This window comes from Streptomyces sp. NPDC004752 (genome assembly GCF_053601275.1).
In genome coordinates this window covers 1-25,366 of sequence record NZ_JBSGBN010000008.1, presented here as the reverse complement: position 1 = coordinate 25,366, position 25,366 = coordinate 1, and the positions used below count along the sequence as shown (strand labels likewise).

Sequence of the window (25,366 nt, the reverse complement as noted above, 5' to 3'; positions counted from 1 at the left end):
TCGGGCAGCGATCTCTGCCCGCGGCCCTACCCGGACGTCCTGGGGGACCGCCCCGCCGGACCGCACTCTGACAGACATGTTGCGGACGCGCCGCGCACCAGGGTCCCACTCCGTCGTCATCCGGCCGGCCGGGTGACGCGGTGAAGGCTGCCTCGGAGAAGCCCGCGAAGCCCACGGTGTCCGCCAGGTCGGCGAACCCGGCTCCGGAACGTGCACCGGCGCAGACACCGGAGGGCACGCTGGAGGGGGCGCCCGCGCAGGCGCCCTCCGGACGGGGGCTGACGCCTGGCAGCCTGCGGCGGCTTCAGGGCTCGGCGGGCAACTCGGCCGTCGCCCGTCTGGTGGCCCAGCGCTACACGGCTCCGGTGAAGCCGCCGCCTTCCCAGGCACCGGGCATGCGCAGGGTGAACGCCGACATCGCCGCGAAGAAGCAGAAACTGGCCCGGCACAAGGCCGCGAGTGCCGAATCCCGTTCGGCGCAGGCCGCGGCGAAGGCCCCGCCCGACGACAAGCAGGCACAGGGCAAGGCGGCCAACGCGGAGAAGATGAACGCGGCCGAGCCGGGGAAGTTCGACAAGGCCGCCTTCATCACGGCGGTCAATGACGCGATCGACGCCCAGGCGCCGAAGAACCTGGACGAGGCCGACAAGTTCGCCGACTCGGGCAAGGCGGACAAGATCAAGGGTGCGGTCGACGGCAAGGTCACCGAGGGCAAGGAGTCCTCGGCCAAGGACATCGAGACCACGACCAAGGCGGCGCCGGACACATCACAGGCGAAGGAAAAGCACGTCACGCCCATGACGCCGGACCAGCCGCCGGCCAACCCGGGCGCGCCGAACGCCGCCGACGCCACCCCGCAGCAACAGCCGCCGGAGGTCACGGACTTCTCCGCGGGCCCGCACCACACCGATCAGCAGATGGCGGCAGCCGACGTCACCGAGGAGCAGCTCGCCAGGGGCAATGAGCCGCAGTTCACCGAGGCGCTGGGAGAGAAGAAGAAGGCCGAACAGCACTCGGCGACGGCCCCGGCACAGGCACGCGCCGCGGAGAAGCAGCAGCTGGCGACGGCGAAGGCGGGTGCCGCGGGGGCCGGGGCGACGGCGATGGCGGCGCTGACCGCCAAGCGCAACGCGGCGGGCAAGGCGGTGGACGGCGGCAAGGGCGAGACGAAGTCGAAGGACGAACAGAAGCGGGCGGAGGTGACGGCCAAGCTCCAGAAGGTCTTCGACGCGACGCAGCGGGACGTCAAGGAGATCCTGGACGGCTTGGACGGCAAGGTCGACAAGCAGTTCGAGGAGGGTGAGAAGAAGGCCCGGGACGCCTTCAACAGGGACCAGAAGCGCCGGATGAAGGAGTACAAGGGCAAGCGCTACGGCGGTTTCCTCGGCCCGGCCAAATGGGCCAAGGACAAATTGACGGGCATGCCGGAGAAGGCGAACCGGCTCTTCCAGGAGTCCCGAAAACTCTACGTCGACCTGATGCAGAGCGTCATCTCGTCCATCGCCGACATGATCGGCGGGGAACTGGGCCGGGCCAAGGCGCGTATCGCGCGAGGCCGTGCGGACCTGAAGGCGGAGGTCGACAAACTCCCCGCGGACCTTCGGCAGTTCGGCGAGGACGCGGCCCAGGACTTCGCGGGCAAGTTCGACGACCTCGAATCGGAGGTCAACGACAAGTCGCAGGAACTGGTCCAGAACCTGGCACAGAAATACACCCAGGCGCTGCACGCGGTGGACGAGGAGATCAAGAAACTCCAGGAGGCGAACAAGGGCCTGGTCCAGAAGGCGGTCGACGCGGTGGTGGGCGTCATCCAGACCATCAAGCAACTCAAGGACCTCCTGATGGGCGTCCTGGCCAAGGCCGCAAGCGCGATCACCAGGATCATCAAGGATCCGATCGGTTTCCTGGGCAACCTGGTCCGCTCGCTCGGCGCGGGCTTGCAGCAGTTCCTGTCGAACATCGCCGCCCACCTCCAATCGGGCCTGGTGTCATGGCTGTTGGGCACATCGGTGCAGGCGGGCCTGGAGATCCCGGCGAAGTTCGACCTCAAGGGAATCATCCAACTCATCGCCTCCCTCCTGGGCCTGACGTGGGCCAACATCAGAGCCCGCATCACCCGCAAGGGCGTCCCGGACCAGGCGATGACCAAGGTCGAGCAGTCGGTCCCGGTGGCGAAGGCACTGGCGACGGAGGGCCCGGCCGGCGCGACGAAGGAAATCCAGGGCGAGGTGGGCGACCTCAAGTCCACGATCCTGGAAGAACTCAAGTCCTACTTGATCCCGACGGTCATCGTCGCCGGCGTCACATGGATTCTGTCCCTGCTGAACCCGGCATCGGCCTTCGTCCGTGCCGTCAAGGCGATCATCGACATCGTCACCTTCATCGTGACGCAGGGTGCTCAGCTCGTGGAGTTCGTGAACGCGGTCCTGGACGCGGTGATCGCCATCGCAGGCGGTGGCTCGGCGGGCGTCCCGAAAATGGTTGAGACGGCGTTGGCCGCCAGCATTCCCCTGCTGATCGGACTACTGGCTTCGCTGCTGGGGATCGGAGGGCTGGCCAACAAGATCCGACAGACCTTCCAGAAGGTCTCCCGACCGGTCAACCGAGCGATTGACAGAATCGCTGCGCGGATCGCCCGGTTCGGCAAGAAGGTCTGGAACCAGCTCAGGAGGGGAAGGCGCGGAAGGGGCGCAGGTGACCGATACAACAGTCGGCCGGGCCAGAAGAACCCGCAGGGCCGTCCGGAAAACCGTCCGGAGAAAGAGACGCGGCGCAGTGCCGACGTGAAAAGGGAGGCTGGAGAACTCCTCGCCACACCCACATCAAAGCCCGTGCCCAGCCATCAGGCACTTGATCGGATAATCAAAAAGGTTCTCATGCGGCTGCGGCCGAGGGGTCTCAAAGCGCTTGAAGTGAGTTCATCCGGCCAGGATCCTGCGAACTTTGTGGTCACGGCCAAAGCGAGCCCCCCGACTCCCGTTGCGGCGGGCGTGATAGAGCGAACGAGTGCAGATTACAAGGAGATCCTGCGCAAGGCGATTCCTACGGCGCGTTCCATCGTTCCTTTCCTGAAGAAGATGGCCGCGGGCGGGCATGAGCTTGTTGAGCATGAGGGGGAGAAGGTGAAAGTTGACATGGAGTTGTTCGAGAGGGCTTGGAACAAGAGGCCGTTCAAGAGTGCGCGTGGATTTGTGAAGAAGAGATTCCGGGATGCCATGCCGGGGCATCATGAGTGGATTCCGAGTGATTACATCCTTGTCGTGCTCGACAGGGCCCAGAATGCAGGCGACATTGCGGCAGGGGAAAAGTGGATCGATTTCCATCACGAAATGCGCAGTGATACTGCTCACCTCGTCTTTCATAACTCTTCTCAAGCGCCTCCAAGAATGGTGGAGGAATCGCTTGACGGTGCGTCCAGAAAGAAGTTCACGGTGCCTACGGGGCACGTGGGTGCCGTCTACTACAAAGGGGATCAGCAGACGAAATACGAGTCTGCCTTCCACAAGGCTGTCCGGGGTGTTTTCGACGGTGCAGAACAGATAGCGGGGGTGGCGGCGAATCTGAAAGGTGTTGCCGCACAGTGGGTATGGGACGGGAAGCGGAGCTACCCGTACGACGTACACCCGGAGTGTGTGGACAAGAACGGTCAACAAGTCACCGGCGTTCGACAGGAAGGAAATTACGAGGCAGTCATCAATAAGATCGACCTACTCTCCGATGGAGACTGATCAGTGCGTGACGACAATCATTCCGGAGAAGCGGCAGAAGGCTCGTTCAGTGATGCGTTGAGGTGGATCAACTCATCCTCCTTGGAAGATGAGGAGAAGGAGGGGCTTTGCGGGTTCGTCGAGAATTTTCCGTCACTTCGCTTTATCAGGGAATCGAGTCGCCAACTCGATGATTATGCGCGGCGGGATCGCGTTCAGATTCCGAGGTGGTTCCGTCGGGTGCGTGAGACTCTCTCTTTTGTTCAGGTCGGGCGGGTTGCATTCCCGCCCATCCTCGTCAGGTTCAGTAGGTTTGATTTCGATTGCAATGCAGCGGATTCAGACATGGTTTCATGGTATCAAGTCAAAGTTGGCGTCATGGGTGAGGACGACCGGGATCTCTTTGTCGATCAGGCGGGCATGTATCCCATTGCAACGTGGTTCGGCACCAACCAGTCATCCCTTGCCATTAACCTGCGAGACCCTGAAGACCGGCGCATCCACGAGTTCTCGGGTGAGGACTACTGGGATAATTTCTTCAATGGAGAGCCGCTGGAAGGGTCCAGCGAACCTGCTTTCTCGTCATATGCCCGGATGCTGTCGCATATTGCTGCCCTGAAATTTCCGGACGGCTCTGAGGTGCAGGCAACGCGAGGCTCCGCGTAAATTCAGCCCGTAAGCAGGAGGGGCGTGTACGGCCCGAACTCCGAAGCCAGTGTCAGGCGGCCCAGTTTCTGGTATTCGCGTTGTACCGCGTGGATCAGGTCGGCCATGGTCACCGGGTGGCCCGAGTCCGCGGCCAGGTAGGCGGCCGTGACCGCCACCGAGCGGATGTTGCCGCCCGACAGTTCGAAGGACTCCGCGCAGAAGTCCAGGTCCAGGTCCGTGGTGCCGGGGAGGATCGGGGCCAGACAGCGGTCCCAGAGTGCGCGGCGGTGGGCGGCGTCGGGGAGGGGGAAGTCGACGACCAGGTCCAGGCGGCGGGTGAACGCATCGTCCAGATTGGCGCGGAGGTTGGTGGCCAGGACGGCCAGACCGTCGAAGGTCTCCATGCGCTGGAGCAGGTACGCGCTCTCGACGTTCGCGTAACGGTCGTGCGCGTCCCTGACCTCCGAGCGCTTGCCGAAGATCGCGTCGGCCTCGTCGAAGAGCAGGACGCCGTTGATTCCCGCCGCTTCGGAGAAGATGCGCTCCAGATTCTTCTCCGTTTCACCCACGTATTTGTCGATGACCGTCGCCAGATCGACGGTGTAGAGGTCAAGGCCCAGGTCCGCGGCGATCACTTCGGCCGACATCGTCTTGCCGGTGCCCGAGTCGCCCGCGAACAGGGCCGTCACACCTCGGCCCCGGCCGCCGCCCGGTCGCATGCCCCACTCACCCAGCACCTGGTCCCGGTGGCGGGCTCGGGCCGCGAGTTCGCGGAGCTGGGTGTGCGTGTCCGGGGGGAGTACCAGGTCCTGCCAGGTCACCGCCGGTTCTGTGCGGCGGGCCAGCCGGTCCAGGCCCGCCGCGTTCTGGGAGCGGGCGCCGACGCGGATATGGTCCGGGCGAAGGGCGCCGCCGTCCAGCGTCGCGGTCTGGGCCGCGGCGCGGGCCGCGCGGGCGATCTGGTCCGGGGTCAGCAGGAAAGGGGAGAGGACGTGCGTCACGTCCAGGCCCGGGGGAAGGGGACCGGCGTACGCCGCCGCCCACAGCGCCGCCCGTGCCGTGGGCTCCACGCGCGGGGCGTGCAGCAGCAGCGGCGGGCGGGTCGACCATGCCGCGTCCCACGGGACCCTGCCGACCAGAACCGCGGGGACCGGAACGTCCGTCACCGCGCGGATGACCTCCGTCCTGTCAGGCTCCCGGGCCAGCGCGTCCAGGGGGGCGCACACCAGCCCGGAGGACGTGAGTTTCGCCTCGCGGGTCAGGATCCTTATCGCCTCCGCGGGGTTCATGTCACGGGCCACCCGGTCCAGGTCGACGGCCAGCACACCGTGGCCCGCGTGGGCCAGGGCGGCAGCGGCGAGTGCCGAGCCCGCGCCGCCCTGTTCCTCACGGAGATACGCGAGCGAGACACCGGCGGCCAGGGCGCGGGCCAGCGGAGCCGGGTCGCCGATGCCCGGTTCGGCACCGAGGGCCACACCGGGACCGGTACCGATACCAGTACCGATAGCGGGTTCGACGCCGGGTTCGACGCCGGGTGTGTTCGGTCGTGGAACCAACAGGTCCACTATGCGTGGATCCGCGGTGTCGTCGCCCAGCAGGTGGGCGGTGACCCGGTCGGGGACGCGCAGGGCGCGGGCCAGGAAAGGGCGGTCCGGTTCCGCCACCAGCAGGAGGCCGCCCGTACGGAGCGGGGCCCCCGAGGACAGCCGGGAACGGGCTGCCGCGTCGGCGGGTGACAGGCCGCACAGCCCCAGGGCGAGACCCGTGGTGGGGCGGCGGCGGGTGACGTCGTCGTTGAGATAGCCGTAGAACTGCTCGAAGCGGTCGTCCAGGTCCGGGAGGAGGGCGATCAGCAGGATCTCGACATCCAGTGGCGAGAGGCCGAAGTCGTGGGCGAGGGTGCGCAGTCGGGTGGGACGGCCACTCGCCTCCGCCGCGTCGGCACGTGACTCCACCTCCGCCAGGAAGCCGGTGTCCGTGCTGTCGGGAGCGGTGACGGCGAACGTGCGGGGGCCCGCGTCCAGGAGCCGGTGGACCGTCTCGTCGCTCAGGTACAGACCGCGGAAGGCGTCGTCGGGGGCCGGATCCGTGAGCTGCCGGGCATGGACCGCCCGCCGTACCCGTTGCTCGATGAGGACGGCGCGGTCGAGGAGGTGGCGCAGGTTCCTGTCCGGGGCGGCCGATTCCGCCGGGCCGGTGGGGGCCGTCATTCCGCGCGTTCTTCCGTCACGCGCGACGCTATGCCGCCCCCGCGCGCCCCGTAGACCGGCAGGTGCGCGCCGCCCGGTGTCCGCCGAGTCGGCCCGGTGGACGGCGGTTCGGTCGGGGGCAGCTCGCCGAAGCCGAGCCGCACCCCTTCCTCGCCGACCTGCGGGCCCGCCGGATAGACCGGGGACTCGGTGACCGGCACGCTCACCACCAGGTCGAGCGACGGCTTGAGTTCTCCGCCGAGCGCGCTCCACACGTCGGCGAACGACCGGTCCTCGGGCGGCGGCAGCGCGACCGTCATGGGGACGGACACACCGATCTCGCCCAGTGTGCCGGTCAGGCGTTCGGCGGGCAGCGCCTCGTACCGGAGGAGACAGGAGAGGAGCGACGAGAGCAGACGGTGCTCGTCCTCCGGGCGTCTGGTCCACGCGGTGATGAGATACGACAGCTTGAAGAACCGGGGCGGGCGGCGCCTGGCCACGATTGCGCCCTGCTCGTCGTACTCGTTGAGCAGGCCGCGCTCACGGCGGCGCATGTCCTCGCGGATGTCGTACAGGTACAGGTTGACGGTGGGGGCGTTCACCTTGGCGGCCCAGTCGCGGGTGGGGGCGTCGAAGACCACCGCCACCTGACCGCCCGCCAGGGCGTCGGTGCGGAACATCGTGCGCAGCGCCTCGTCGACCTCGTGGATCATGGCTGGCCGCTCACCTCCGCCCCGCGAAGTCCGGTGGCTGGAGGCTGCGTCGCACGATCAGCACATCCTCCTTCGGGCCATGCATCCGGTCCAGCGCCGGCACTCGGGCGCGGAGCACCCGCGGGCCCAACTGATCCTTGCGCAGCACCGGCACCTGGGCCTCGAAGGTACCGTCCGGGGCGACCCGTACGGTCGGCTGTGCCGCGGTGATGCCGCGGCTCCAGGTGAGGGCGATCGTGCGGCCGGGCGGGAAGTCCGCGCCGCGGGCGAGTACCACGTCGCCGGGCCGGGCCACGGTCGGGGTGACGGTCAGTTTCGGCTGCAGGACGCGTAGCGGAGCGGTGGCGGTGTTGTTCGCCCGCCGCGGGTCGCCGGGCGAACCGGTGACCGAGGCGCGGACCTCACCGCGTACGGCGGTGTCGTGGACCGCGGTCTGGGTGACGACGACGCGGCTGCCCGGCGCGATGGTGCAGGGCCTGGCGCGGGTGCAGTGCGACGGCGATGACAGCGTGCGGTCGCCGGAGCCGTTCACCCGGGGCCAGGTGGTGGTGAGGACGACGTTCCGCGCCGTCCTCGGCCCCGCGTTGGTGAGGGTGAAGTCGGCGCGTGTCGTCAGGCCCGTGTAGCTGGTGGCGGGGGACACGGCGGCCCGTACGGCGAGGTCCGCCTCGTTCGGCACGGGGGCCGGGCTGACCGTGAAGGTGGCCGTGCCGGTGCCCGTGTTGCCGGACGAGTCGGTCGCGGTGCAGGTGACCCGGGTGGTGCCGACGGGGAAACGCGATCCGGACGCGGGGTCGCAGGTGACGGGCAGGGTGCCGTCGACCGTGTCCTCGGCGGTGGCGGTGAAGTCGATGACCGCGCCGTTGTCGCCGGTGGCTGCCACGGTGCGGTCGTCGACGGTGACGACGGGCGCGGTCAGGTCGTTGACCGTGATGGTGATGTGCTGCTGGTAGTCCTCGGGGACGGCGGCGGCGCCGACACGGTCGGCTGCGTCACGGCGGTCGCCACCGTCGTTTCCTTTGCCGTGCGGCACGTCTGTCCGGTCCCCACCGTCGTTCCGGCCCTCGTTCTGGTTGCCGCCGACACCGGCCGTGGCGCCGCCGGTTGCGCCGTCACCACCGTCCGCCCCACCGGTCGTTCCGGCGTCCGTCCCGTCGACGGCCCCGGCGTCCGATCCGCCGTCGGCCCCACCGCCCCCGGATGAACCGCCCCCGGATGAACCGCCGTTCATCTCGTCGGCGCTTCCTCCGTTGCCGTTCCCTCCGTTGCTGCTCCCGCCGTGCCCGCAGTCGGCGGGGCCGCCGATGACACCACCGAGCAGTCCGGCGACGAGCCCGCCGCCGCAGTCGCCGGATCCGCCGGTCACGCCGCCGACAAGCCCGCCGTTCCCGCCACCGTCCGTACCACCGGCCACGCCACCGGCGCTGGTTCCGGAGACCGCTCCGTCACCTCCGGCAGCGGAGCCGCCGCCCGAGCCGGACCCGCTGCCGGAGTCGGTCCCGCCGCCGGAGGACGATCCGTCGGGAACGCCCGGCCCGTCGCCGAGCGCGTCCTCGCCGTGGTCGGCCTCGTCGGGGGCGATCCGCTGGCCGCGGAATGCGCGGGCCGGTGTGACGTCGACGGGCGCTTCCCCACCCGGTGCCCTGCCGTCGAGCAGGAACTGGACGGTGCAGCTCAGGGCCATGCCCTGCGGAGCGTCATCCGCCACCGTGATCGTCTCCTCGAAGGTGGCGACCTCTCCGCTGGCCACCTGTCGGTCGGCGGGGCTCAGGGCGACGGTGAGCGCCGGATCGCAGCCGACCGTCTGGTGGCCGACGGTGGTGGGCAGGTTGGTCAGTCCCGCGGCGATCGTGTCGGCCACCTGGTCCGGGTCGATGTCCTGGAAGAGACGGCCGCCCGTGGCCTCGACCACCCTGGTGGCCTGATCGGGATCGTGGGTCGGCTCCCGGTTCTGGTCGGGACCGTTGCCGTTGTCGCCGTTGCCGTTCAGTCCGTCGCCCAGAACCGTCTCCACATCGACCCCGATGACCCGACTGCCCACGTTCAGCAGGGCGTTGACGGCATCGGTGAGCGTATGACCCATGCTGGGGTCGTGGCTGGACGCGTCGCCGACGAGGACCACGACCGGGCTCGCGTCCTCCCGGAAGTCTCCCGCCGCCCCGTTGCCGATCTCCCACAGCGCGTTGATCCAGTCCTCCGCGGGTCCCGGGCTGAAGCCGCCGCGGGTGGCGTCGAGGTCGTCGACACCCGACCGTACGGCCGCCAGGTCGTCCGTGAGTTCCTGGAGCACCGTGAAGACCCGTGCTCCGTCGACTCCCTGGTCGCCGTACGTCGCCACGGCGAAGCGGGAGTCGGGCTGCTCCCGGCGGACCCGGTCCGTGATGGTCGCCAGGTCCGACTGGACCCCCTCGATGGTGGTGTCCATGCTGCCGGTGCCGTCCACCAGCAGCACGATGTCCGGCCGCGGCGGCACCACAGGTGTGCTGACCTCTTTGGCCACCGTGAGGGAGCCGCCGGGGTCGAGCGACTCGTCCACCACGGCCGGGGTGACCGCCGAACGCGGGACCGCGGCCGGCGCTCCGCCCGCGACGCCGGTGACACCCGTGACGACCACCAGGAGCAGTACGGTGGCCAGCACGCCGACGGGGAAGACATGCGGCCGGGTGACGGCGGGCGGCCGCGGCGGGCGGAAGCGCCGGACTCCGGGTGCAGGGGGCAGTAACCCTCGTACGCCGCGCACGAACCCCCGTACAGAACCCACTGCACACCCCACGGTCAGGATCGGCGATCGGACCCCCACCCTCGCGGGTCGTCCGTGTGCTACGCAGGGGAGGGCGAGCCAGTCCTTCGGGAAGGACCGGCTGCCCCATGGGGCACCGCGCGGTGCCGAGCGATACGAAACGGCGTTGTGAACGACGTTGCGGGGGCCGTACTCAGATCAGTCCCTGGCGCAGGGCATACGCCACCGCGTGCGACCGGTTGCGCAGATTCAGTCGGGTCATGACGGAATGCAGGACGTTTTTGATGGTCCGTTCCGAGTAGGACAGCTTTATCGCGATGTCTGCGGTGTCGTACCCCTCCGCGACCAGTCGCAGGACCTCGATCTCGCGGGCGGTGAATCCGGTGAGGTTCAGCCCATGGGGTGCGAGCACCTGACCCTGCAGCCGTCCGACCTGTTGGAGCAGGCTGCCGAGCAGGTCGGGCGGGACCCGGCCCTCGCCCCTCGCGACCGAGCCGATCACCTTGACCAGGCGCTCCGGGGTCGCCTCGGCGCGGCGGACGACGCCGACGAACCCGCACTCGGCCGCGTTCACCAGTTGTTGTTCGTCGATGTGGGTGGTGACCAGTACTCCCCGCGCGGTACTGGTCCGCTGGATCTGGCGCAGAACACGTAACGTGACATCGTCGAGAACATCGAGGACGACCACCACCACCTGCGGTGCGTCCGTACCGTCCCGTTCATCCCAGTCGATGACCTGGACTTCCGGGCGGGCGCGTAACTGGCTGGACACTCCGGCCTGCGACACCGGGTCCTGGGCGCGCAGCGCCACCGTAATGCGATCTCCGTTCGTCTGTAGCACGTCGCTCTCTCCCCTCGGGCGACTGCGGGAGAGCTCCGATGAAACATGGGAAGATCAGGGGCACGGGTCCACACATTTCATTCACATGGGTCTCCCTTTACCGACCAACCACAGTAATGCCCGGGATTCCCAAAGGGAATTGGCGATGACTCAAGGGGCAGCGTGATTGCCCGAAAGTGTTCCTGTGTGGCCGGTGACGGTATGTCACACCGGACATTACGGTGCGCCGCATGACTGTTTCGGCGAGCGTGGACGAGTCTTCCGTCACCGTTGAGCCCGGGGGCGAGGCAGAACTGCCGGTGCGGGTGCTCAACTCCGGTACCACCGTTGAGGAGTGCAGGTTCGAAGTGGTGGGGCCGTGCGCCGGCTGGACCACGGTGGAACCGGAGAGTCTGTCGCTCTACCCGGGCGCGTCCGGCACCGCCACCCTCACCCTGCGTCCCCCGCGTACCTCACAGGTGAGCCCCGGGGAGACACCGCTCGGGCTGCGTGTGGTGCCGACGAGCGAGCACAGCGAGACGGCCGTTCTCGAACGCGCCGTGACCGTGGGGCCGTTCACGGAGGTCACTTCGGAGCTGGTGCCGCCCGGCTCGAACAGCCCCTGGCGCGGACGGCACAAAGTGGCCGTCGACAGCAGGGGCAACACCCCCGTCACGGTCGACCTGACCGCCCGGGGTGCCACCGAACGGTCCCGGCTGGTCTTCAGCCCGGCCGAACTCGAAGTGCCGCCGGGCCAGGCCAAGTTCGCCACGCTGACGGTGCGCCCCGCCAAACGGCTGTGGCGCGGCACGCCGATCACCCACCCCTTCCAGGTGGCGGTGACACCACGGGTGGGGGAGGGGCAGGACCCGTACCAGCCGGTGGTCCTCGACGGTTCCTACGAGCAGCAGGCCATCCTGCCCCGCTGGCTGCCCCGCGTCCTGGTCGTGGCGGTGCTGCTGGCCGCGGCTCTGGTCGGGCTCTGGTACTCGGTGCTGCGGCCCACGGTACGGTCGGCCGCTCGTGAGGCGATCACTCCGCAGGCCGTCGAGTCCGCGCTCCGGGAAGGGAACCAGAATCCGAACGGAGCGGGCGGCACGGGGAGCGACGGCCAAGGACCAGGAGAGACCGGCGGCGGTGCGACGGCAGGCGCAGCCGCGGGCTCGGCCGGTTCCGGCGGCAACGCGTCCGCGTCCCCGAGCAGTTCCGCGACCGCCGAGCCCGGTGGGCCCGGCGGTGGCGGGACACCGCAGAGCGCCCGGGTGCAGGTGCGGGACGCGGTGGGAGGTGGGGCCACCCGGCGCACCGCCTACGAGGTGCCCGCCGGCCGGACCTTCGAACTGACCGACATCGTCATCCAGAACCCACAGGGCGACGCGGGCACCCTGGTCGTCTCCGGCGAGGACGGACCGCTGCTCACGCTGGCGCTGGAGAACTTCCGGGACTCCGACTACCACTTCGTGACCCCCATCGAGGTGCGGTCCGCGGGCAGGACCACCGTCTCCGTCAACTGCCGACGGGTGGGGCGTCCGGTCGGGGCCCCGGCGCCGTCCCAGTGCTCCGAGTCACTCTTCCTGGGCGGCAAGATCGCGGAGTCCACGAAGGCCCATGGGTGACCCGGCCGTACGGCCGGTCACGGCTGCGGGACGGCCGTCTCCCCGGCGTTCGGCCCGGTCACCCCTCGGTCACTCCTCGGTCACTCCTCGGGCGCGGACTCCTCTTCTTCCTCCACCGCGGAGTCCGTGGCCCGTTGCACGAACGACCCCTGCACGTCCGCCGGTTCCTCGTCCTCGTCCTCGGTCTGACGCTGCACCGGAGTGGCGGTGGCGGGCGGCGGCGCCGAGGAGGTCTGCGCGGACACCGGGCCGGACGAGTCGACGGCTGGGGCGGGTGAATCGGGGGACCGAGCCGGGGCGGACATGACCCGTTCCGCGTTGGCCGACGCCTCCAGCTCGAAGCGGTCCGACGGATCGCTCACCCGGATCCCGCCTGGAGCCTCCGTACCGTCCACCGGCCCGGAGCGCTGCTGGATCACATGGGTCAGCTCATGGGCGAGCGTGACCCGGCCTCGATGAGAAGCCGGATCGTAACTGTCCCGTTGGAACACGACGTTGTCGCCGACCGTGTAGGCGTGGGCGCCGACCTCCTTCGCCGACTCGTGCGCCACCGAGCCCGTATGCACCCGCACGGAGGAGAAGTCGGCGCCGAGCCTGGCCTCCATGTCCGTGCGGGTGTCGGTGTCCAGGGGCTGCCCGCCGCCGGATGTGATCACCTCATGGACGCTGGAACGCTGCTCGCCCCGCTGCACAGTCTCCGCTTCGGGCTCCTCGGCCCTCCGCCGGAGCGCCGAGCGGACCGCGGTGTTGCCGACCGTCCGTTGCAGAGCGGTCACTCCGGCGCTGCCGAGCACATCCGTACGGCCGGTGGCGGCCGCCGCAAGCAGATGGGGAAGCTCCGCAGGCGGCTGGGCGGACGCGTCGGAGGACGACCCGATGGACGCCTCGGAGACTGTCTCCAGGTTGCCCTTCCTGGTCGCCTTGACTGATTCGTCGTGTTCGTGCTCGCCTTCGCGTCCCTGCTCGTAACAGCCCATCCGCCGCTCCCCGCGCGATAGCAGAATGCCGAAGTCCTCTCACTGACACATGGGTGCCCGTGGGTGCCCTGGACGACGGTCCGACGACGCCCCCGTCCCCTTCCCTTTCTCCTTCCAGGGTCCGTCGGGGGTCGGTGCGTGTCCAGGCCCGGATCCGTCGGGAAGGGGCAGTGCGGACCGCCCTTTCGGGCAACTCCCGGCGCCCGCCCAGGAGTACACCCCGGGTCCAGCGCGAGCCGAGGGCACACCCTTCGGTGGCGGACTGCTGGAAGAGCAGTTGTGTACCGCGTCGAACAGATCCGGCCCATGGCGCGCAGGTGTTCTGATATAAATCATCGGCATCACGTCATTCATCTCAGCTGATGAGCCGCACGCGTGAGCAGCGGCGGGAAAGGTGCGAACAGGTATGGCCGCATTACCTCATCAGGACGGCCCCCGGCGCGCGGTACCCCGATGGCCGGGTCCGCCGTGGTCACAGCGGAACGGTGGAGCCGCCGCGACGCCACTCCTCTCGCCCCGTTCGGCGCATCGGCGCACGCAGAGGCAGGGAGGATCCGCGCAGTGGACCTCGCAGAGCTGACGGCCTGCCTCCCGCCGCGGGAAGCGGAAGCACGGTGGACACTGCTGGCCGCGGCGTCGGGGGTCACCGGCGCCGCTCTGTTCCCCGGTCGTCCTGCCGCCGGGACGGACGAGGCCCCCAGTCACCTGGCCGTGCTCATCCACGAAGCACGCGATGCACAGGTGCGGGGCGCCCATGCGACGGCCGCGGCCCTGCTCGCCGAGGCGATCGAACGCGGCCGGCAGCGCGGCGCCGAACGTGAACGGGCGCTGGCGGTGGCGATGCTCGGTGTGTCGCTGTGGCACGGACCCGAGCCGGCGGCCGTCGCGGTCGAGCGCATCCTGGGTCTGCTCGACCGGCACGGGACCGAACTGCCGGAGGTCGTCGCGGCGCTCAACGGCCCGCTCGCTGTGCTGTGGGCCATGAGGGAACGCCGGGACGAGTCGCGGGCCTGCCTCGCGGTCGTCCGGCGCGCCGCCGCCCGGCCGGGGCCGCCCGGTGTCGCCGTGATGGCTGCCCTGTTCGCCGCCTGGGCCGCCGAAGGCCCCGGTCCGGTATGCCAGGGCGCAGCGTCAGCGCTTCCCGCGCTCGGGGCGTGTGCCGGTGGGCTCGCGACGGTCTGGGCACGTAGCGCCGCCCGGTTGTTCCTGGACGCGGACCGTCCCGAGCAGGCGGCGCTGCGACTGTTCGCCGTATGCGGTGCCGGGGACCCGGCACCGGTCGCGGCGGCTCCTGCGCTTGCCGACCTGAGCGGCCTGCGGGCCAGGATCGCCGCGGCGCGGGGCCGCGCCACGGAGGCGGCTGCCCTGGCGGACCGTGCCGTCGAGGCCGCCGCCGCGACCGACTCCCGCACCGCCCTGGCCGTCGCCCTGCTCGACCGGGCCGACGTGGAAAGACGCTGCGGCCGCCTGGCCGAGGCCCGCTACTCGGCGGCCATGGCCGGACACAGTTTCGCTCTGAAAGGTCACCTGACGGGAGCGGGGCGGGCGGCCGCCCTGCACGCGAGCGTCACGCCCCCGGGGGGCGCGTAGGCGCACACGGTGGTGTGGCGGCGGGTCCGTAGCACGCAGGAGGGGCAGGGAGCCGCCGGGCTCCCTGCCCCTCTGCCTGTGTCGGCCGGCCGCTACGGCTTCGGAGTACCGGCCGGCCGGCCCCGCCCGAGGGCGGGGGTCAGCAGGTGTGTTCGGCCGTCAGCGACAGGGAGACGCCGGTGATGAAGCTGACGCAGATCGGGGTGGACTCCTGTGCGGGGGTGGCGATGACCTGAGCGGCGAGCTCCTCCGCGTCGGTGTACTGGGTGTAGCCGTTCATGAGGTCCTGAGCAGACATGAGGTCTCCTTGTCGGTTCGTGTGGATGGCGCGCCTCCCAACGCTCAACTCCGCTGTCGTGGGGCGCAGTTCAGTTCTACCATTCAATGACACATGGTTGTCAAGGAACGTGACATGCTTGTCATGGCGGTGGGTTTCGGTGGGAAGGGAGCAGGGCACGAATTCGGCAGAGCGGGCGCCTTGCCGGGCCGGGCATCCCGTGGGAACCCCTTCACCCTCCGGTCCGCACCCGCGGTCACGAGCGCTCGGGCGTGTGTCAAAATGCGTGACACCTCCGTGGGGCCGCGACCCTCCCCGGCCGTGGGGGACTGAACAGGATGGGTGGATGCGCCGTTGAACACGTTGAGCCAACCGGCTTTCGGCCGCCTGCTGCGCAGGCTTCGGACCGAGCGGGGCCTGTCGCAGGCCGACCTGGCCGGCCCCGGCGTGTCCGCCAGCTATGTGTCCCGGCTGGAATCGGGGGACCGCCCGGCGACCGAGGCGGCGGCAGCCCATCTCGCGGAGCGCCTGGGCGTCGCCGTGCAGTCGTTCGCCGGAGCAGCGGGCGCCGACCGGGCCGTGTCGCTGCTCGCCTCGGGGATGGCCGCGCTGGACGAAGGCAACGCCACCGACGCCGTGCGGGACCTGACGGCGGCCGCCCGCGCGGCGACGGACGACGCAGCGGACACGGCCTGGCAGATCCTGTGGCACCTCGCCAAGGCGCACGCCCTGCTCGGTGACCGCGAGGAGCAGCGCCGCGTCCTGCTCCGGCTCCGCCCGCTGCTCGCCGAACAGGGCATGACCGCTCTCGAAGCGCATGTGCTGGCCGCCACGGCCGAGTGCGACCGGGCGCTGGGCGACGTGGACAGTGCCATCCTCCTCGCCAGAGAGGCACTGGCGCTCGCCGACGGCGAGGGCACCACCGGCTGTCTCGACGCGCTGCTGGTACTGGCCTCGGCCGAGGTGGAGGCCGGCCGGCTCACCGAGGCCGCCGAGCACACCGACCTGCTCCTCGCGCAGTCCGCCGACGCGACCGGCGGGCAGCGCACCCGCATCCTGTGGACGGCCTCCACCGTCCGGGCACGACGGGGCGCCGAGCAGGAGAGCCTGGCCCTGCTGGAGGAGGCGGTCGCGGGCGCCGACGCCCGGGAGGACCTGCTCGCCTGGGCACGGCTGCGGCTCGCCGGGGTCGCGCAACACCTGCGCGTGCACGGCGAGTTGGCGCCGGAGGTCGTCGCCTGGTTCGACGAGGCGCAGTCCGCTCTGCGGATGATCGGCCTGCCGCAGTATCTGGCGGAGGTGCGCGCGCTGAAGGCACGCATCGCTTTCGGCGAAGGGGACCACGCCACCGCCGCCGCACTGTCCCGCGGTGTCGTCGAGGAGCCCGGTGCGCTGAGCTTCCATGACCGAGTCCGCGCGGAGATCCTGCTGCATCAGGCGGAGGCAGCCGCCGGCTCCTTCGATACCGCGGTGCGCGAACTACGGCGGCTCGCGGACGAGGTGACCCGCTCCGGCAACCTCGACCTGGCCGCGGAGGCATGGAAGGCGCTCGCCGAGTGCGCGGTGGTGCACGGCGGTTGACACGGGGCACCCACCCCGCCGGTGCAGGATCGCGGGGTGTCCGCTGCCGACGGTCGTCGGCGTCGTACCCCTCCGCCGCCGTTGGCGCACCGCCGCGGCCCGACCGCTGTGCGTCCCCCGCGGCACGGCTGGACGGGAGCGCCGCGCGGGTGCCTCGAACCCGCCGCTGCTGGTACTCGGCTCGCGGCGCCGCCCCGTCCGCTGCGGCGCCGAGGTCAGGGCGTGCCCGTGACCGGTGTGCCGTCCTCGGCTGCCTCGACCGCCGCGGCGGCCAGGTCGAGATAGGCGAGGAGTTCCCCGTGCCACTGGACGTACGCCGCGAAATCGTGCGCGTGCGTGAGAATTCGCAGGGCCGTGGCACGCCGCAGGGCCCGCTTCGACGGGCGTCGGCCGTAGCCGTCCGTCACGGCCGCGGCCAGCGCCGGATAGTCCGCCGCCGGGACGCCGCCGATGCCCAGGTCTCGTGCCCGCGCCAGTTCCGTGAGTTCCGCCAAGAGCCAGGCCACGTCGAACTCCCAGCTTCCGCAGGCCAGTTCCTCTCCCGTGAGCAGGGCAGGACGGCCCAGGTCCGCGGGCATGACCAGGGCGCCGAGGGCCGGGCCGCCGTGCAGCAGGACCCGCGGTCCCGGTCCGTCGGCCGCCGATTCACCCCAGGTGCGGGCCAGGCACAGCCGATCGGGCCCGAGCCGCGCGAGGGCGGCTTCGTACAACCGCGGCGACGACCCGGGGCCGTCGCCGGTGCGCAACCACCGGACGAGACGGGCCGGCGCCGACGGCACGATCGCGGTGCCCGCCGGGGCCGGTACGGCGTGGATGAGGCGCAGGGCGGCACCGATGCCGTGGCACGCGTCCCGGATCGCCGCGCGGGTGCGTGGTGCGGGGTCGTGCAGCAGACGCGCCACCGAGAACACACCGGGAACGGGATACCGCAGCCCCGCCACGCCGTCACCGCCGGGTTCGGCCAGGGCCAGTCGCACGGGGGCGTCGCGGGACAACGCGGACAACGACGCGGCGGTGGCGGCGTCGGGGCGTGGCAGGGCGGCGCCCGGCGCGGGACCTTGCCGCCGCATCCACACGTAACCGCCGTCCCGCCGGGCGAGGACCGTCGTGCGGACGCGGGCGGTACCGAAGACACGGATGACGCGTTCGTCCGCTGTACTAGTCGGCGCACCGCTGTTCCCCTGTCCGGGCAGCGCCGCGACGGCCGGCCCGACGGCGGCGGAGCCGTTGCCGCCCCAGCCGTCCGCGGGCCGTCCGGGAGCCGTCTGCCCTGTCCTCGCGTCAGGCATGTCCCGGCCGTTCATCGGCTGCTCCTTGCGCGTGATGACGTTGCGCGTGATGACGTTCGATCAGGGCGAGGAGGGCGGGCAGCGGCGCCGCGGCCGAGGCGTCGTTCCTGCCGGTCGAGGCGGAGCGCCCCGGGTGCGGCGGGGCGAGCAGCACATTGTCGTACCGTCCCAGTTCTTCGACGTGGCGGCGGTAGGCAGGACCGCGCTCGGCGCCGGGAGGCAGGGCCGGAGCGATCCCGATGGTCGCCCGGGTGCACTGCAGGGCCAGCAGCACGGGTGTGTCCGCCGATCCCTGCGCGAACCTGGCGAGGAAGTGCAGGCCGGCCGGGTGCACGGCCACCGCGTCGGGCCACTCGGCGAGTTCGACGTGGTCGATGCTCGGCGACGGCGAGTCGGTGCCGTCCGGCCATGTGTCGAGCAGTACCTCGTCACCCGCCAGGCTTCGCAGGGCGGCCCTGCTGACGAACCGCTCCGCGCTGCGGGTGACGACCACCCGCACCTGGGTGCTGGGGTAGGTGATCCGCAGCCAGTTCAGCCAGAACGGCAGGAAGGCGACACTGAGCGCACCGGTGCCGAAGACCAGCAGCCGCCGGGCCGTGAAGGGCGGCACGGCCTGTCCGGGCGCGGGACCCTGGCCCGGAGCCGTCCACGGCCCGGCCGGGGACTCCGTGGCGGGCGCGCTCGACGCGTCGGCGGTGTCAGCCATGGCGTTCCTCCAGCGCGGTGAACACGTCCTCCACATCGGTGAGTGCGTCCCGCATGCCGTGGGTGAAGAGCACTCCGCCTGTGTTGAGCACGATCTCGTCGACGCCGGCCGCGGTGTACCGGGACAGCTCCCGGGCGATGTGCGCCGGCGTGCCGAACACGAACACCCCGGCCTCCACCAACTGCTTCGCCCTGACCAGCCGGTCGTCGCAGGCGCGCAGCGGCACACCCGCCCGGCGCAGCATGTCGACGTAGTGGTCGGCGACCAGATGGCCGGAGACCACCGCGTCCGCCAGCCGTGCCGGATCCCGGCCGGGACGGTCGACGGCGATGTGCACGACGGTGGCCACCCGGGGAGGGCACCGGTCCTGGGCGCCCTCGGCCAGCGCCGGGACCAGCACGTCCCGCACATAGTCGGCCGGGGTGAGCCAGCTGACCGCCACGTCGGCCGCGGCGGCTGCCGTACGGGCCATCGCGGGGCGCAGCACACCCGCGCCGACCTCGACGGCCGCGTGCGGACCCGTGGGCGGCAGGGAGCCGCGCAGCCGGTGATAGCGCCCCTCCAGCTCCACCTCGCCGCCGTCCAGGAGGGCGCGGACGGCGGTGAGGAACTCTCCCGCGGCGGTGCGCGGGCTGCGGTAGGGCTCACCGTGCAGGGAAGCGACGAAGGCGGGTGTCGCGGTGCCGTACCCCGCCACCACCGGGCGCCCGGTGATCAGGGCCAGCGAGCGGGCCTGCAGCGCGGCGTCGAACGGTGTGCGCAGGGGCATCAGGGACACACCCGTACCGACCGGGACGCGCACTCCGCGGCCGGCGAGGTGGCTGAAGACCTGGTGGGCGTCGCAGCGCAGCGACTGCCCCATCCACAGCCGCCGGCCGCGGCGGCGGGCGACGAGTTCGGCGAAGGGCAGGACGTCGTCAGGGGTGTCCGGCTGGAGCGGGACCATCACAGCGGGAGCGGCACGCGCGGACAGCGGCACGGTTCTTGATCCAATCGTTCAGCACGAGGAGGCCGTCGCCGGCCGCGAAGGAGCGGTTTCCGGCAGCACTCCGCGCGGGGAGTCGATGTTGCGGGCCGGGCCGGCGGGATCGATCCCCGCCTCAAGGAACGCCTCACACACCGCCTGCTCGACGGTGTACACATCCGGCTTCTCGTGGTGCAGGAGCAGACCGCGCGCGAGCGCGGCCGCCCGGTGCTCGCCGAAACTGACCTTGCCCATGCCCGGCCGGCGGTCCTCCGGCTCCCAGGCCGCGCCCACGCCGGGCGCCAGCTCGCACACGAACGCCGATGTCGAGCCGCCCACTCCGGGCAGACCGAGGACCCTTTCCGTGACCCGCTCGGCGGCGTACCAGCCCTCCGCGCCCAGATACACCACCAGGCCGTCCTGGCGCGGATACGCCGTCCGCGACGAGCAGACCTTGGCCCGGTAGGGGATCGATTCGTCCTCCAGCGCCGCGAGCACGGCGCCCCAGACGGCAGGCGCGGACTCCGGGTCCGCCACGTGCACATAGACCCGGAGCATGCCGGTGGAGCGCAGACGGCGTTCCCGTGATCCGTCGCACAGGAAGAATCCCGGGGACAGCGCGGCCCGTGCGGCGTCCAGGCGTACGCGCGCCGACCGCCCGTCCCCGCCCACCGACGCCACGCGCTCGGCGGGCAGCGCCACCCGGACGCCGTCGAGCACGACCGTGGCCGTGGCCGTCTCCACCGGGGCCAGGAGCGGAACGACGCGCGAGGTGTGGCGGTGCGGCATGACCGCGAGGAGGCGTTGCTCGAAATCGGGGTCGCGGGAGGGGCGCCTGGGCAGTTCCGGCTCTCCGGTGTGCCCCACATGGTGACACCGGTAGAACTCCTCGGCGAGCAGGGCCCGCAGGGCGTACGGGGTGTCGCCGTTCAGGGTCCGCTGCCGCACCTCGGCACTGCGGCCGTCCGGTGCGATCCGCGTTTCACGCAGCAGCTGAACGATCCCTGGCGCCAGTGCAGTTGTCATGCGAGGTGCGGTTGTCATGCGAGGGGTCCTCCCCAGCCGAGAACGGTGACGAATGCCTGGGGCGTGAGGAGCGCGGTGCGACCGATGCCCGCGGCCGCACGCTCGGCGGCCGTCAGACGCGATTGCATACGGGCCGACGCCAACAGGCGGTCGAGCAGATGCCATCCGGCGAACGCGGTGGCCCGCTCCAGCAGGCGGGGATCGGAAGCCGCCTCGGGGCGCAGCGTGGTGTAACCGGACCAGAAGGCGGCCACGAGCGGGGCCATGCGGTCCAGTTCGGCCACCCCCGCTCGCACCACCTGATCGTGCGGCGCGGGCCCACCGGACCCGTGGTCGAGCCCGGAAGGGACCTTCAGGACCGCGCGGTAGAGCAAGTCACCGGCGAACGCACCGAGGTCGCGGGCCGGTTCGCCGAGACCGAACTCCTCCCAGTCCGTGAGCATCAGAGCGTCGTCGGAGCCGAACAGGAACTGGTCGAGCCGCACGTCGCCGTGGACCGGTGTGCTGGGCGCGCCCTCCTGTCCGGCCCACAGCTCCCGCAGCGCGCCGTGCAGCGCACCGTCCCCCTGGAGCAGCCGCCACGCCTCCAGCGTTCCGGCGCTCGCCGCTGCGAACACGGGCCACGGCAGCGCGTCGAACCAACTCGCCGACGGGACGGACGGCGGCGACCCGGGCAGCTCACCGTTCGGACGCAGGACGTGCAGTGCGGCGAGGGTGCGGCCGGCCCGCCGGGACAGCTCCTCGTCGAAGGCGTCCTCGGCGGCGAGATCGCTACCCGTGCGGGCCTCTTCCACCAGCTCGAAGACGAGAAGGCGGGCATCCTCGTCCGAGCCGAGCAGGCGTGGCGCGCGGATCGGGTGCGCCGCCGCCGTGGCGGCGCGCTCGAAGGCGAGGACCCGGTGGAAGCGACGTAGGGACTCGGCCGGTGTGCCGCCTATGCGCTTGACGAAGACCGCCTGGCCGCGCTCGGTGAGCCCCGCCCAGTTGTCGTTGCGGCCGGGGTGGGCAGTGAGCCCCTCATCGAGGAGGCGGCCCATGCCGAGGCGAAGCAGCAACCGGTCCACGGAGGGGGTGCCGGACGGGTCCGTCGGCAGGAACCTCCGGCGCGTACTGACCACCGGCCGCGCAGAGATGTCAACGTTCATGACCCAAGAGAGTGGGGCTCGTTGAGGTGTATGTCAAGGAAAATGACAACACTTGACAACTGGGGGACCGGGTCGGGTAGACCAGTACGGTCTGCGCTCCCTCAACCCATCGAGGAGTCGTTCCATGTCCGCACCACGGCCGCCGCTGGCCGCGTCTCCTCGGCTGCACCTGCTCCGCCATGTACTGGCCGACCGGACCAACACCGTCGCCGCTGTCCTGCTGGCGCTGGCCGCCACCGGGGCCACACTCGCGGTGCCGATGGTGATGCGCCGGATCGTCCAGGCATACGTCGGCCACCAGGGCGTGACCGGCCTGGTCCTGCTGATGACGGCGCTCGCCCTGGGCGGTGCGGTGGCCGCCGCCCTGTCGGCCTTCTTTCTCGCCAGGGCGGGGGAGCACACCGTGCTCACCGTCCGACAACGCGTCACGGCCCATGCGCTGAGACTTCCGCTGCCCGAAGCGCGCCGCGTCGGCGCGGGCGAACTGGTCGCCCGGGTCACGTCCGACTCCGCGCAGCTGCGTTCCGTTGTCGACATCGGCGTCACCCAGCTGCCGATGGCCTGTCTGACTGCCGTGGCGACCCTGATCATCATGGGCTTCCTGGACTGGGTGCTGCTGCTGATCGTCGTCGGCACCTTCTCCGTCGCGGCGCTTGCGATCACGGCCTTCGTGAAGGGGATCCGCAACAGCACCTCCGCCCAGCAGGCGGCACTGGGAGAGCTCGCGCAGCGCTTCACCTCCGCGCTCTCCGCGCTGCCCACGATCAAGGCCCATCGCGCGGAGTCCCAGGTGGCGTCCGGCATCGTGCGGTGCGCCGAGACCGCGGCGACCGCCGCGGTCGACGCGGCTCGCCGCCAGGCGTTCGTCACCCCGATCATGGGACTCGGCCAGCAATTCGCCCTGGTCGCCGTGGTGATGGGCAGCGGCATACGACTGGCCTCCGGCGCGATCGGCGTCGCCGAGTTCGCCGCGTTCCTGCTCTATCTGCTCCAACTGGTCGCCCCGCTCAGCCTGTTGGCGAACGGGTTCGCCCGGCTGCAACTCGGTTTCGCCGCAGGGTCCCGGATCGAGCAGATACTCGCCACACCCACCGAGGACGCGCGGGCCACGGCCCCCGGCCGGCTCCTCGCGGGCCCCGGTGAACCGCGGGCCGAAACCGGGCACATGCCGCACGCCGTCCAGTTCGAGGAGGTCGTCTTCAGCCACAGCCAGGACCGGTCCGCACAGGACCGGTCCGCACAGGACCGGTCCGGACAGGATCGGCCCACGCAGGACCGGCCAGGGCAGGACCGGCCCACGCTCGACGGACTCTCCTTCACCGCGCCCCGCCGGGGTATCACCGCTCTCGTCGGCGCGTCGGGTGTCGGCAAGACGACCGCTCTCGATCTCGTCGAGGGCTTCCTGGCCCCGCAGGCCGGCACCGTGCGCGTGCTGGGCCGAGACGTCGCACAGTGGTCCCTGGACGGCCTCCGCGCTCATGTCGCCTATCTGGACCAGACGTTCGCACTGGTCGAGGGGACGGTTCGGGAGAACCTGGAGCTCGGCCGACGTACCCCGCTGACGGACGCGTGCCTGTACGAGGTCCTCGCCCGGGTGGCACTGGACCGTGCCGTCGCCGACCTGCCGCAGGGTCTGGACACCGTCCTGGGCCGCGCCGAGGACCTCTCCGGCGGCCAGCGCCAACGCCTTGCCCTGGCCCGCACCCTGCTCAGCGACGCCTCCGTCGTCCTGCTGGACGAGCCGAGTTCCCAGCTCGACGGCGTCAACGAGACCCGGTTGCGGGAAGCGGTGGACGAGCTGGCCCGCGACCGTGCGGTCATCATGGTGGCGCACCGCGTCTCCACCATCCGGCAGGCCGACCACATCGTCATGATCGACGAGGGCCGCCGACGCGATGCCGGAACCCACGACGAACTGCTCGACCGCTGCGGGCCCTACCGGGAACTCGTCGGGGGACAGCTGCCGGTCGAACGCGCCGGAGCCGACCGGTGAACGCGCCTCGTGCCGCCGCTGTCCCGCGGGCGCGCGCCGCCGTGCCCGTCCCCACCCTGGCGGACGGCGCCATGCCCGTCCCTGACCTGGCGGCTGGCGCCATGCTGGGCCCCACCCTGGCGGACGGTGCTGTGCCCGACGTCCGCCTGCGGCGCTTCACGCTGCCCAACGGCCTCCGCGTGCTCCTCGCACCGGAACACACCGGGAGCTGCGTAGGCGTCGCCGTCCACTACCGTGTGGGTTTCCGCTCCGACCCACCGGGGCACAGCGGGCTCGCCCATCTCCTCGAACACCTGATGTTCCAGCGGGCCGACCGGGCGGATCACGCACACGCCGTCGAACTGGCCGGCGGCTACCGCAATGCCGCGACCGGTCCCGACGCGACGGACTTCCACCAGGTCGGACCGGCGGGTTCCTTGGAGAGCATGCTGGCCGGCGAGGCGGACCGGATGCGCGGGACGGGGATCGACGGACAGGCACTGCGCACCGAGAAGAACGTGGTCGCCGAGGAGATCCGTCGCAACATCACCTCCCGCCCCTACGGCGGCTTCCCGAAGTTCGCCCTGCCGCGACTGCTCTACCGCACCTTCGCCAACGCCCACGACGGGTACGGCGACGCCGCAGGACTCGCCCGTACCACCATCGAGCAGTGCCGGGACTTCTTCGCACAGCACTACGCCCCGGGCAACGCCCTGCTCACCGTCGTGGGCGCCTTCGACACCAGCACGGCCCGACGCCTGGTGGCCGGCTACTTCGGCGCGGTACCGGCCGGCGCGACCGCCGTACCGCCGCATCTGCACGAGCCGGAGCCGGACACCGAACTGCACGGCCGGCACGCCGATCCGCTCGCCCCGTTGCCCGCCACCAGCATCGGCTACCGCCTGCCCGATCCCGCCGCCGACCTGCCCGGCTACGTCGCCCACGTCCTGCTCGCAGCGGTGCTCGAAGTGCGGCTGCGGCACCGGCTCGTGCTCGAACAACGCGCCGCCGTGGCCGTCACCGCCGCGTGCGGGCTCATCGGCGGCCCCTTCGAGGCGTGCCACCCCCAGACTCTCGCCTGTACGATCACACAGTCCGCCGGGGCGGACCAGCGGCGGGCGATCGCCGCCGTCGACGCCGAGTTGTCGGCGCTGGCGAGTGGGGGGCCCACCGGGGAGGAACTGCTCGTCACCACCCGCCGATGGGTGAGCGGCCAACTGCGCCGGCACGACTCGCTCCACACGCGCCTGCGTTCCCTCGGCACCTTCGAACTGCTTCATGGCGACGCCGCGTTGCACACACGTGTGTCCCGGCTGGCCCTGGCCACGGACGTGGCCGACATCGCGCGTGCGGCCCAGCGGCTGCTCGCCGCCGGCCGGGCCGTGCTGTCGCTGAGTCCGCGAGGC

The 25,366-nt window shown here is 71.0% G+C and carries 18 protein-coding genes; 7 read left to right on the top strand and 11 right to left on the bottom strand.

What is annotated here, in order from left to right:
- Nucleotides 1-140: 140 nt before the first annotated feature.
- Both ACWEKM_RS05440 and ACWEKM_RS05435 read left to right on the top strand, forming a co-directional pair.
- Nucleotides 141-3,728 (top strand): hypothetical protein, encoded by a 3,588-nt coding sequence (locus ACWEKM_RS05440; RefSeq protein ID WP_451619835.1) that lies wholly within the window; start codon nt 141-143, stop codon nt 3,726-3,728.
- Between the two features lie 3 nt (nt 3,729-3,731).
- The gene (locus ACWEKM_RS05435) at nt 3,732-4,373 is read left to right on the top strand and encodes a hypothetical protein (RefSeq protein WP_451619834.1); all 642 of its coding nucleotides are present in this window, start codon (nt 3,732-3,734) and stop codon (nt 4,371-4,373) included.
- Nucleotides 4,374-4,375: 2 nt separating this feature from the next.
- Here ACWEKM_RS05435 and ACWEKM_RS05430 read toward each other — a convergent pair whose 3' ends face one another.
- From ACWEKM_RS05430 to ACWEKM_RS05415, 4 genes are all read right to left on the bottom strand, one after another.
- Complete coding sequence (locus ACWEKM_RS05430; protein ID WP_451619833.1) at nt 4,376-6,565, bottom strand: ATP-binding protein; 2,190 nt, start codon at nt 6,563-6,565, stop codon at nt 4,376-4,378.
- Entirely contained in the window at nt 6,562-7,257 is a 696-nt protein-coding gene (locus tag ACWEKM_RS05425; RefSeq protein ID WP_451619832.1) for a DUF4255 domain-containing protein, read from the bottom strand. Before ACWEKM_RS05425 ends, ACWEKM_RS05430 begins: the two co-directional genes overlap by 4 nt.
- Nucleotides 7,258-7,267: 10 nt before the next feature.
- Nucleotides 7,268-9,895: an HYR domain-containing protein gene (locus tag ACWEKM_RS05420; protein WP_451619831.1), complete on the bottom strand. Its 2,628-nt coding sequence runs from the start codon at nt 9,893-9,895 to the stop codon at nt 7,268-7,270.
- A 295-nt stretch (nt 9,896-10,190) separates the two neighbouring features.
- Nucleotides 10,191-10,838, bottom strand: a complete 648-nt coding sequence (locus ACWEKM_RS05415) for a helix-turn-helix transcriptional regulator (RefSeq protein ID WP_451619830.1) — start codon at nt 10,836-10,838, stop codon at nt 10,191-10,193.
- Between the two features lie 230 nt (nt 10,839-11,068).
- Between ACWEKM_RS05415 and ACWEKM_RS05410 the strand changes: the two genes are divergently transcribed.
- Complete coding sequence (locus tag ACWEKM_RS05410) at nt 11,069-12,433, top strand: COG1470 family protein (protein WP_451619829.1); 1,365 nt, start codon at nt 11,069-11,071, stop codon at nt 12,431-12,433.
- A gap of 80 nt (nt 12,434-12,513) precedes the next feature.
- On the opposite strand, the gene ACWEKM_RS05405 is transcribed toward ACWEKM_RS05410, so the two are convergent.
- Nucleotides 12,514-13,410, bottom strand: coding sequence for an eCIS core domain-containing protein (locus ACWEKM_RS05405; protein WP_451619828.1), 897 nt, complete (start codon nt 13,408-13,410; stop codon nt 12,514-12,516).
- Nucleotides 13,411-13,971: 561 nt separating this feature from the next.
- Here ACWEKM_RS05405 and ACWEKM_RS05400 point away from each other — a divergent pair.
- Complete coding sequence (locus tag ACWEKM_RS05400) at nt 13,972-15,000, top strand: hypothetical protein (RefSeq protein WP_451619827.1); 1,029 nt, start codon at nt 13,972-13,974, stop codon at nt 14,998-15,000.
- 139 nt (nt 15,001-15,139) lie between these two features.
- Here the strand turns inward: ACWEKM_RS05400 and ACWEKM_RS05395 are convergent, their stop codons facing one another.
- Complete coding sequence (locus ACWEKM_RS05395) at nt 15,140-15,298, bottom strand: LxmA leader domain family RiPP (RefSeq protein WP_451619826.1); 159 nt, start codon at nt 15,296-15,298, stop codon at nt 15,140-15,142.
- A 342-nt stretch (nt 15,299-15,640) separates the two neighbouring features.
- Here ACWEKM_RS05395 and ACWEKM_RS05390 point away from each other — a divergent pair, with 342 nt between their 5' ends.
- Nucleotides 15,641-16,858 (top strand): helix-turn-helix domain-containing protein, encoded by a 1,218-nt coding sequence (locus ACWEKM_RS05390; RefSeq protein ID WP_451619825.1) that lies wholly within the window; start codon nt 15,641-15,643, stop codon nt 16,856-16,858.
- A gap of 215 nt (nt 16,859-17,073) precedes the next feature.
- Here ACWEKM_RS05390 and ACWEKM_RS05385 read toward each other — a convergent pair whose 3' ends face one another.
- The 5 genes from ACWEKM_RS05385 to lxmK are packed head-to-tail and all read right to left on the bottom strand — an operon-like array spanning nt 17,074 to nt 21,988.
- Nucleotides 17,074-18,162 carry a hypothetical protein gene (locus ACWEKM_RS05385; RefSeq protein ID WP_451619824.1) on the bottom strand — a complete coding sequence of 363 codons (1,089 nt, stop codon included), beginning with the start codon at nt 18,160-18,162 and terminating at the stop codon, nt 17,074-17,076.
- A complete protein-coding gene (locus ACWEKM_RS05380; RefSeq protein WP_451619823.1) occupies nt 18,140-18,853 on the bottom strand; it encodes a flavoprotein in 714 nt (237 codons plus the stop codon). The genes ACWEKM_RS05385 and ACWEKM_RS05380 overlap by 23 nt, the downstream gene beginning before the upstream one ends.
- On the bottom strand, nt 18,846-19,832 hold the full coding sequence (locus ACWEKM_RS05375; protein ID WP_451619822.1) for an LLM class flavin-dependent oxidoreductase: 987 nt from the start codon (nt 19,830-19,832) through the stop codon (nt 18,846-18,848). Before ACWEKM_RS05375 ends, ACWEKM_RS05380 begins: the two co-directional genes overlap by 8 nt.
- Nucleotides 19,833-19,850: 18 nt before the next feature.
- A complete protein-coding gene (locus ACWEKM_RS05370; RefSeq protein WP_451619821.1) occupies nt 19,851-20,843 on the bottom strand; it encodes a T3SS effector HopA1 family protein in 993 nt (330 codons plus the stop codon).
- A 14-nt stretch (nt 20,844-20,857) separates the two neighbouring features.
- The gene (lxmK, locus tag ACWEKM_RS05365) at nt 20,858-21,988 is read right to left on the bottom strand and encodes a class V lanthionine synthetase subunit LxmK (protein ID WP_451619820.1); all 1,131 of its coding nucleotides are present in this window, start codon (nt 21,986-21,988) and stop codon (nt 20,858-20,860) included.
- 124 nt (nt 21,989-22,112) lie between these two features.
- Here lxmK and ACWEKM_RS05360 point away from each other — a divergent pair, with 124 nt between their 5' ends.
- Both ACWEKM_RS05360 and ACWEKM_RS05355 read left to right on the top strand, forming a co-directional pair.
- The gene (locus tag ACWEKM_RS05360; protein ID WP_451619819.1) at nt 22,113-23,981 is read left to right on the top strand and encodes an ABC transporter ATP-binding protein; all 1,869 of its coding nucleotides are present in this window, start codon (nt 22,113-22,115) and stop codon (nt 23,979-23,981) included.
- On the top strand, nt 23,978-25,366 hold a 1,389-nt coding region (locus ACWEKM_RS05355; protein WP_451619818.1), incomplete at its 3' end, for a M16 family metallopeptidase. The genes ACWEKM_RS05360 and ACWEKM_RS05355, both read left to right, overlap by 4 nt.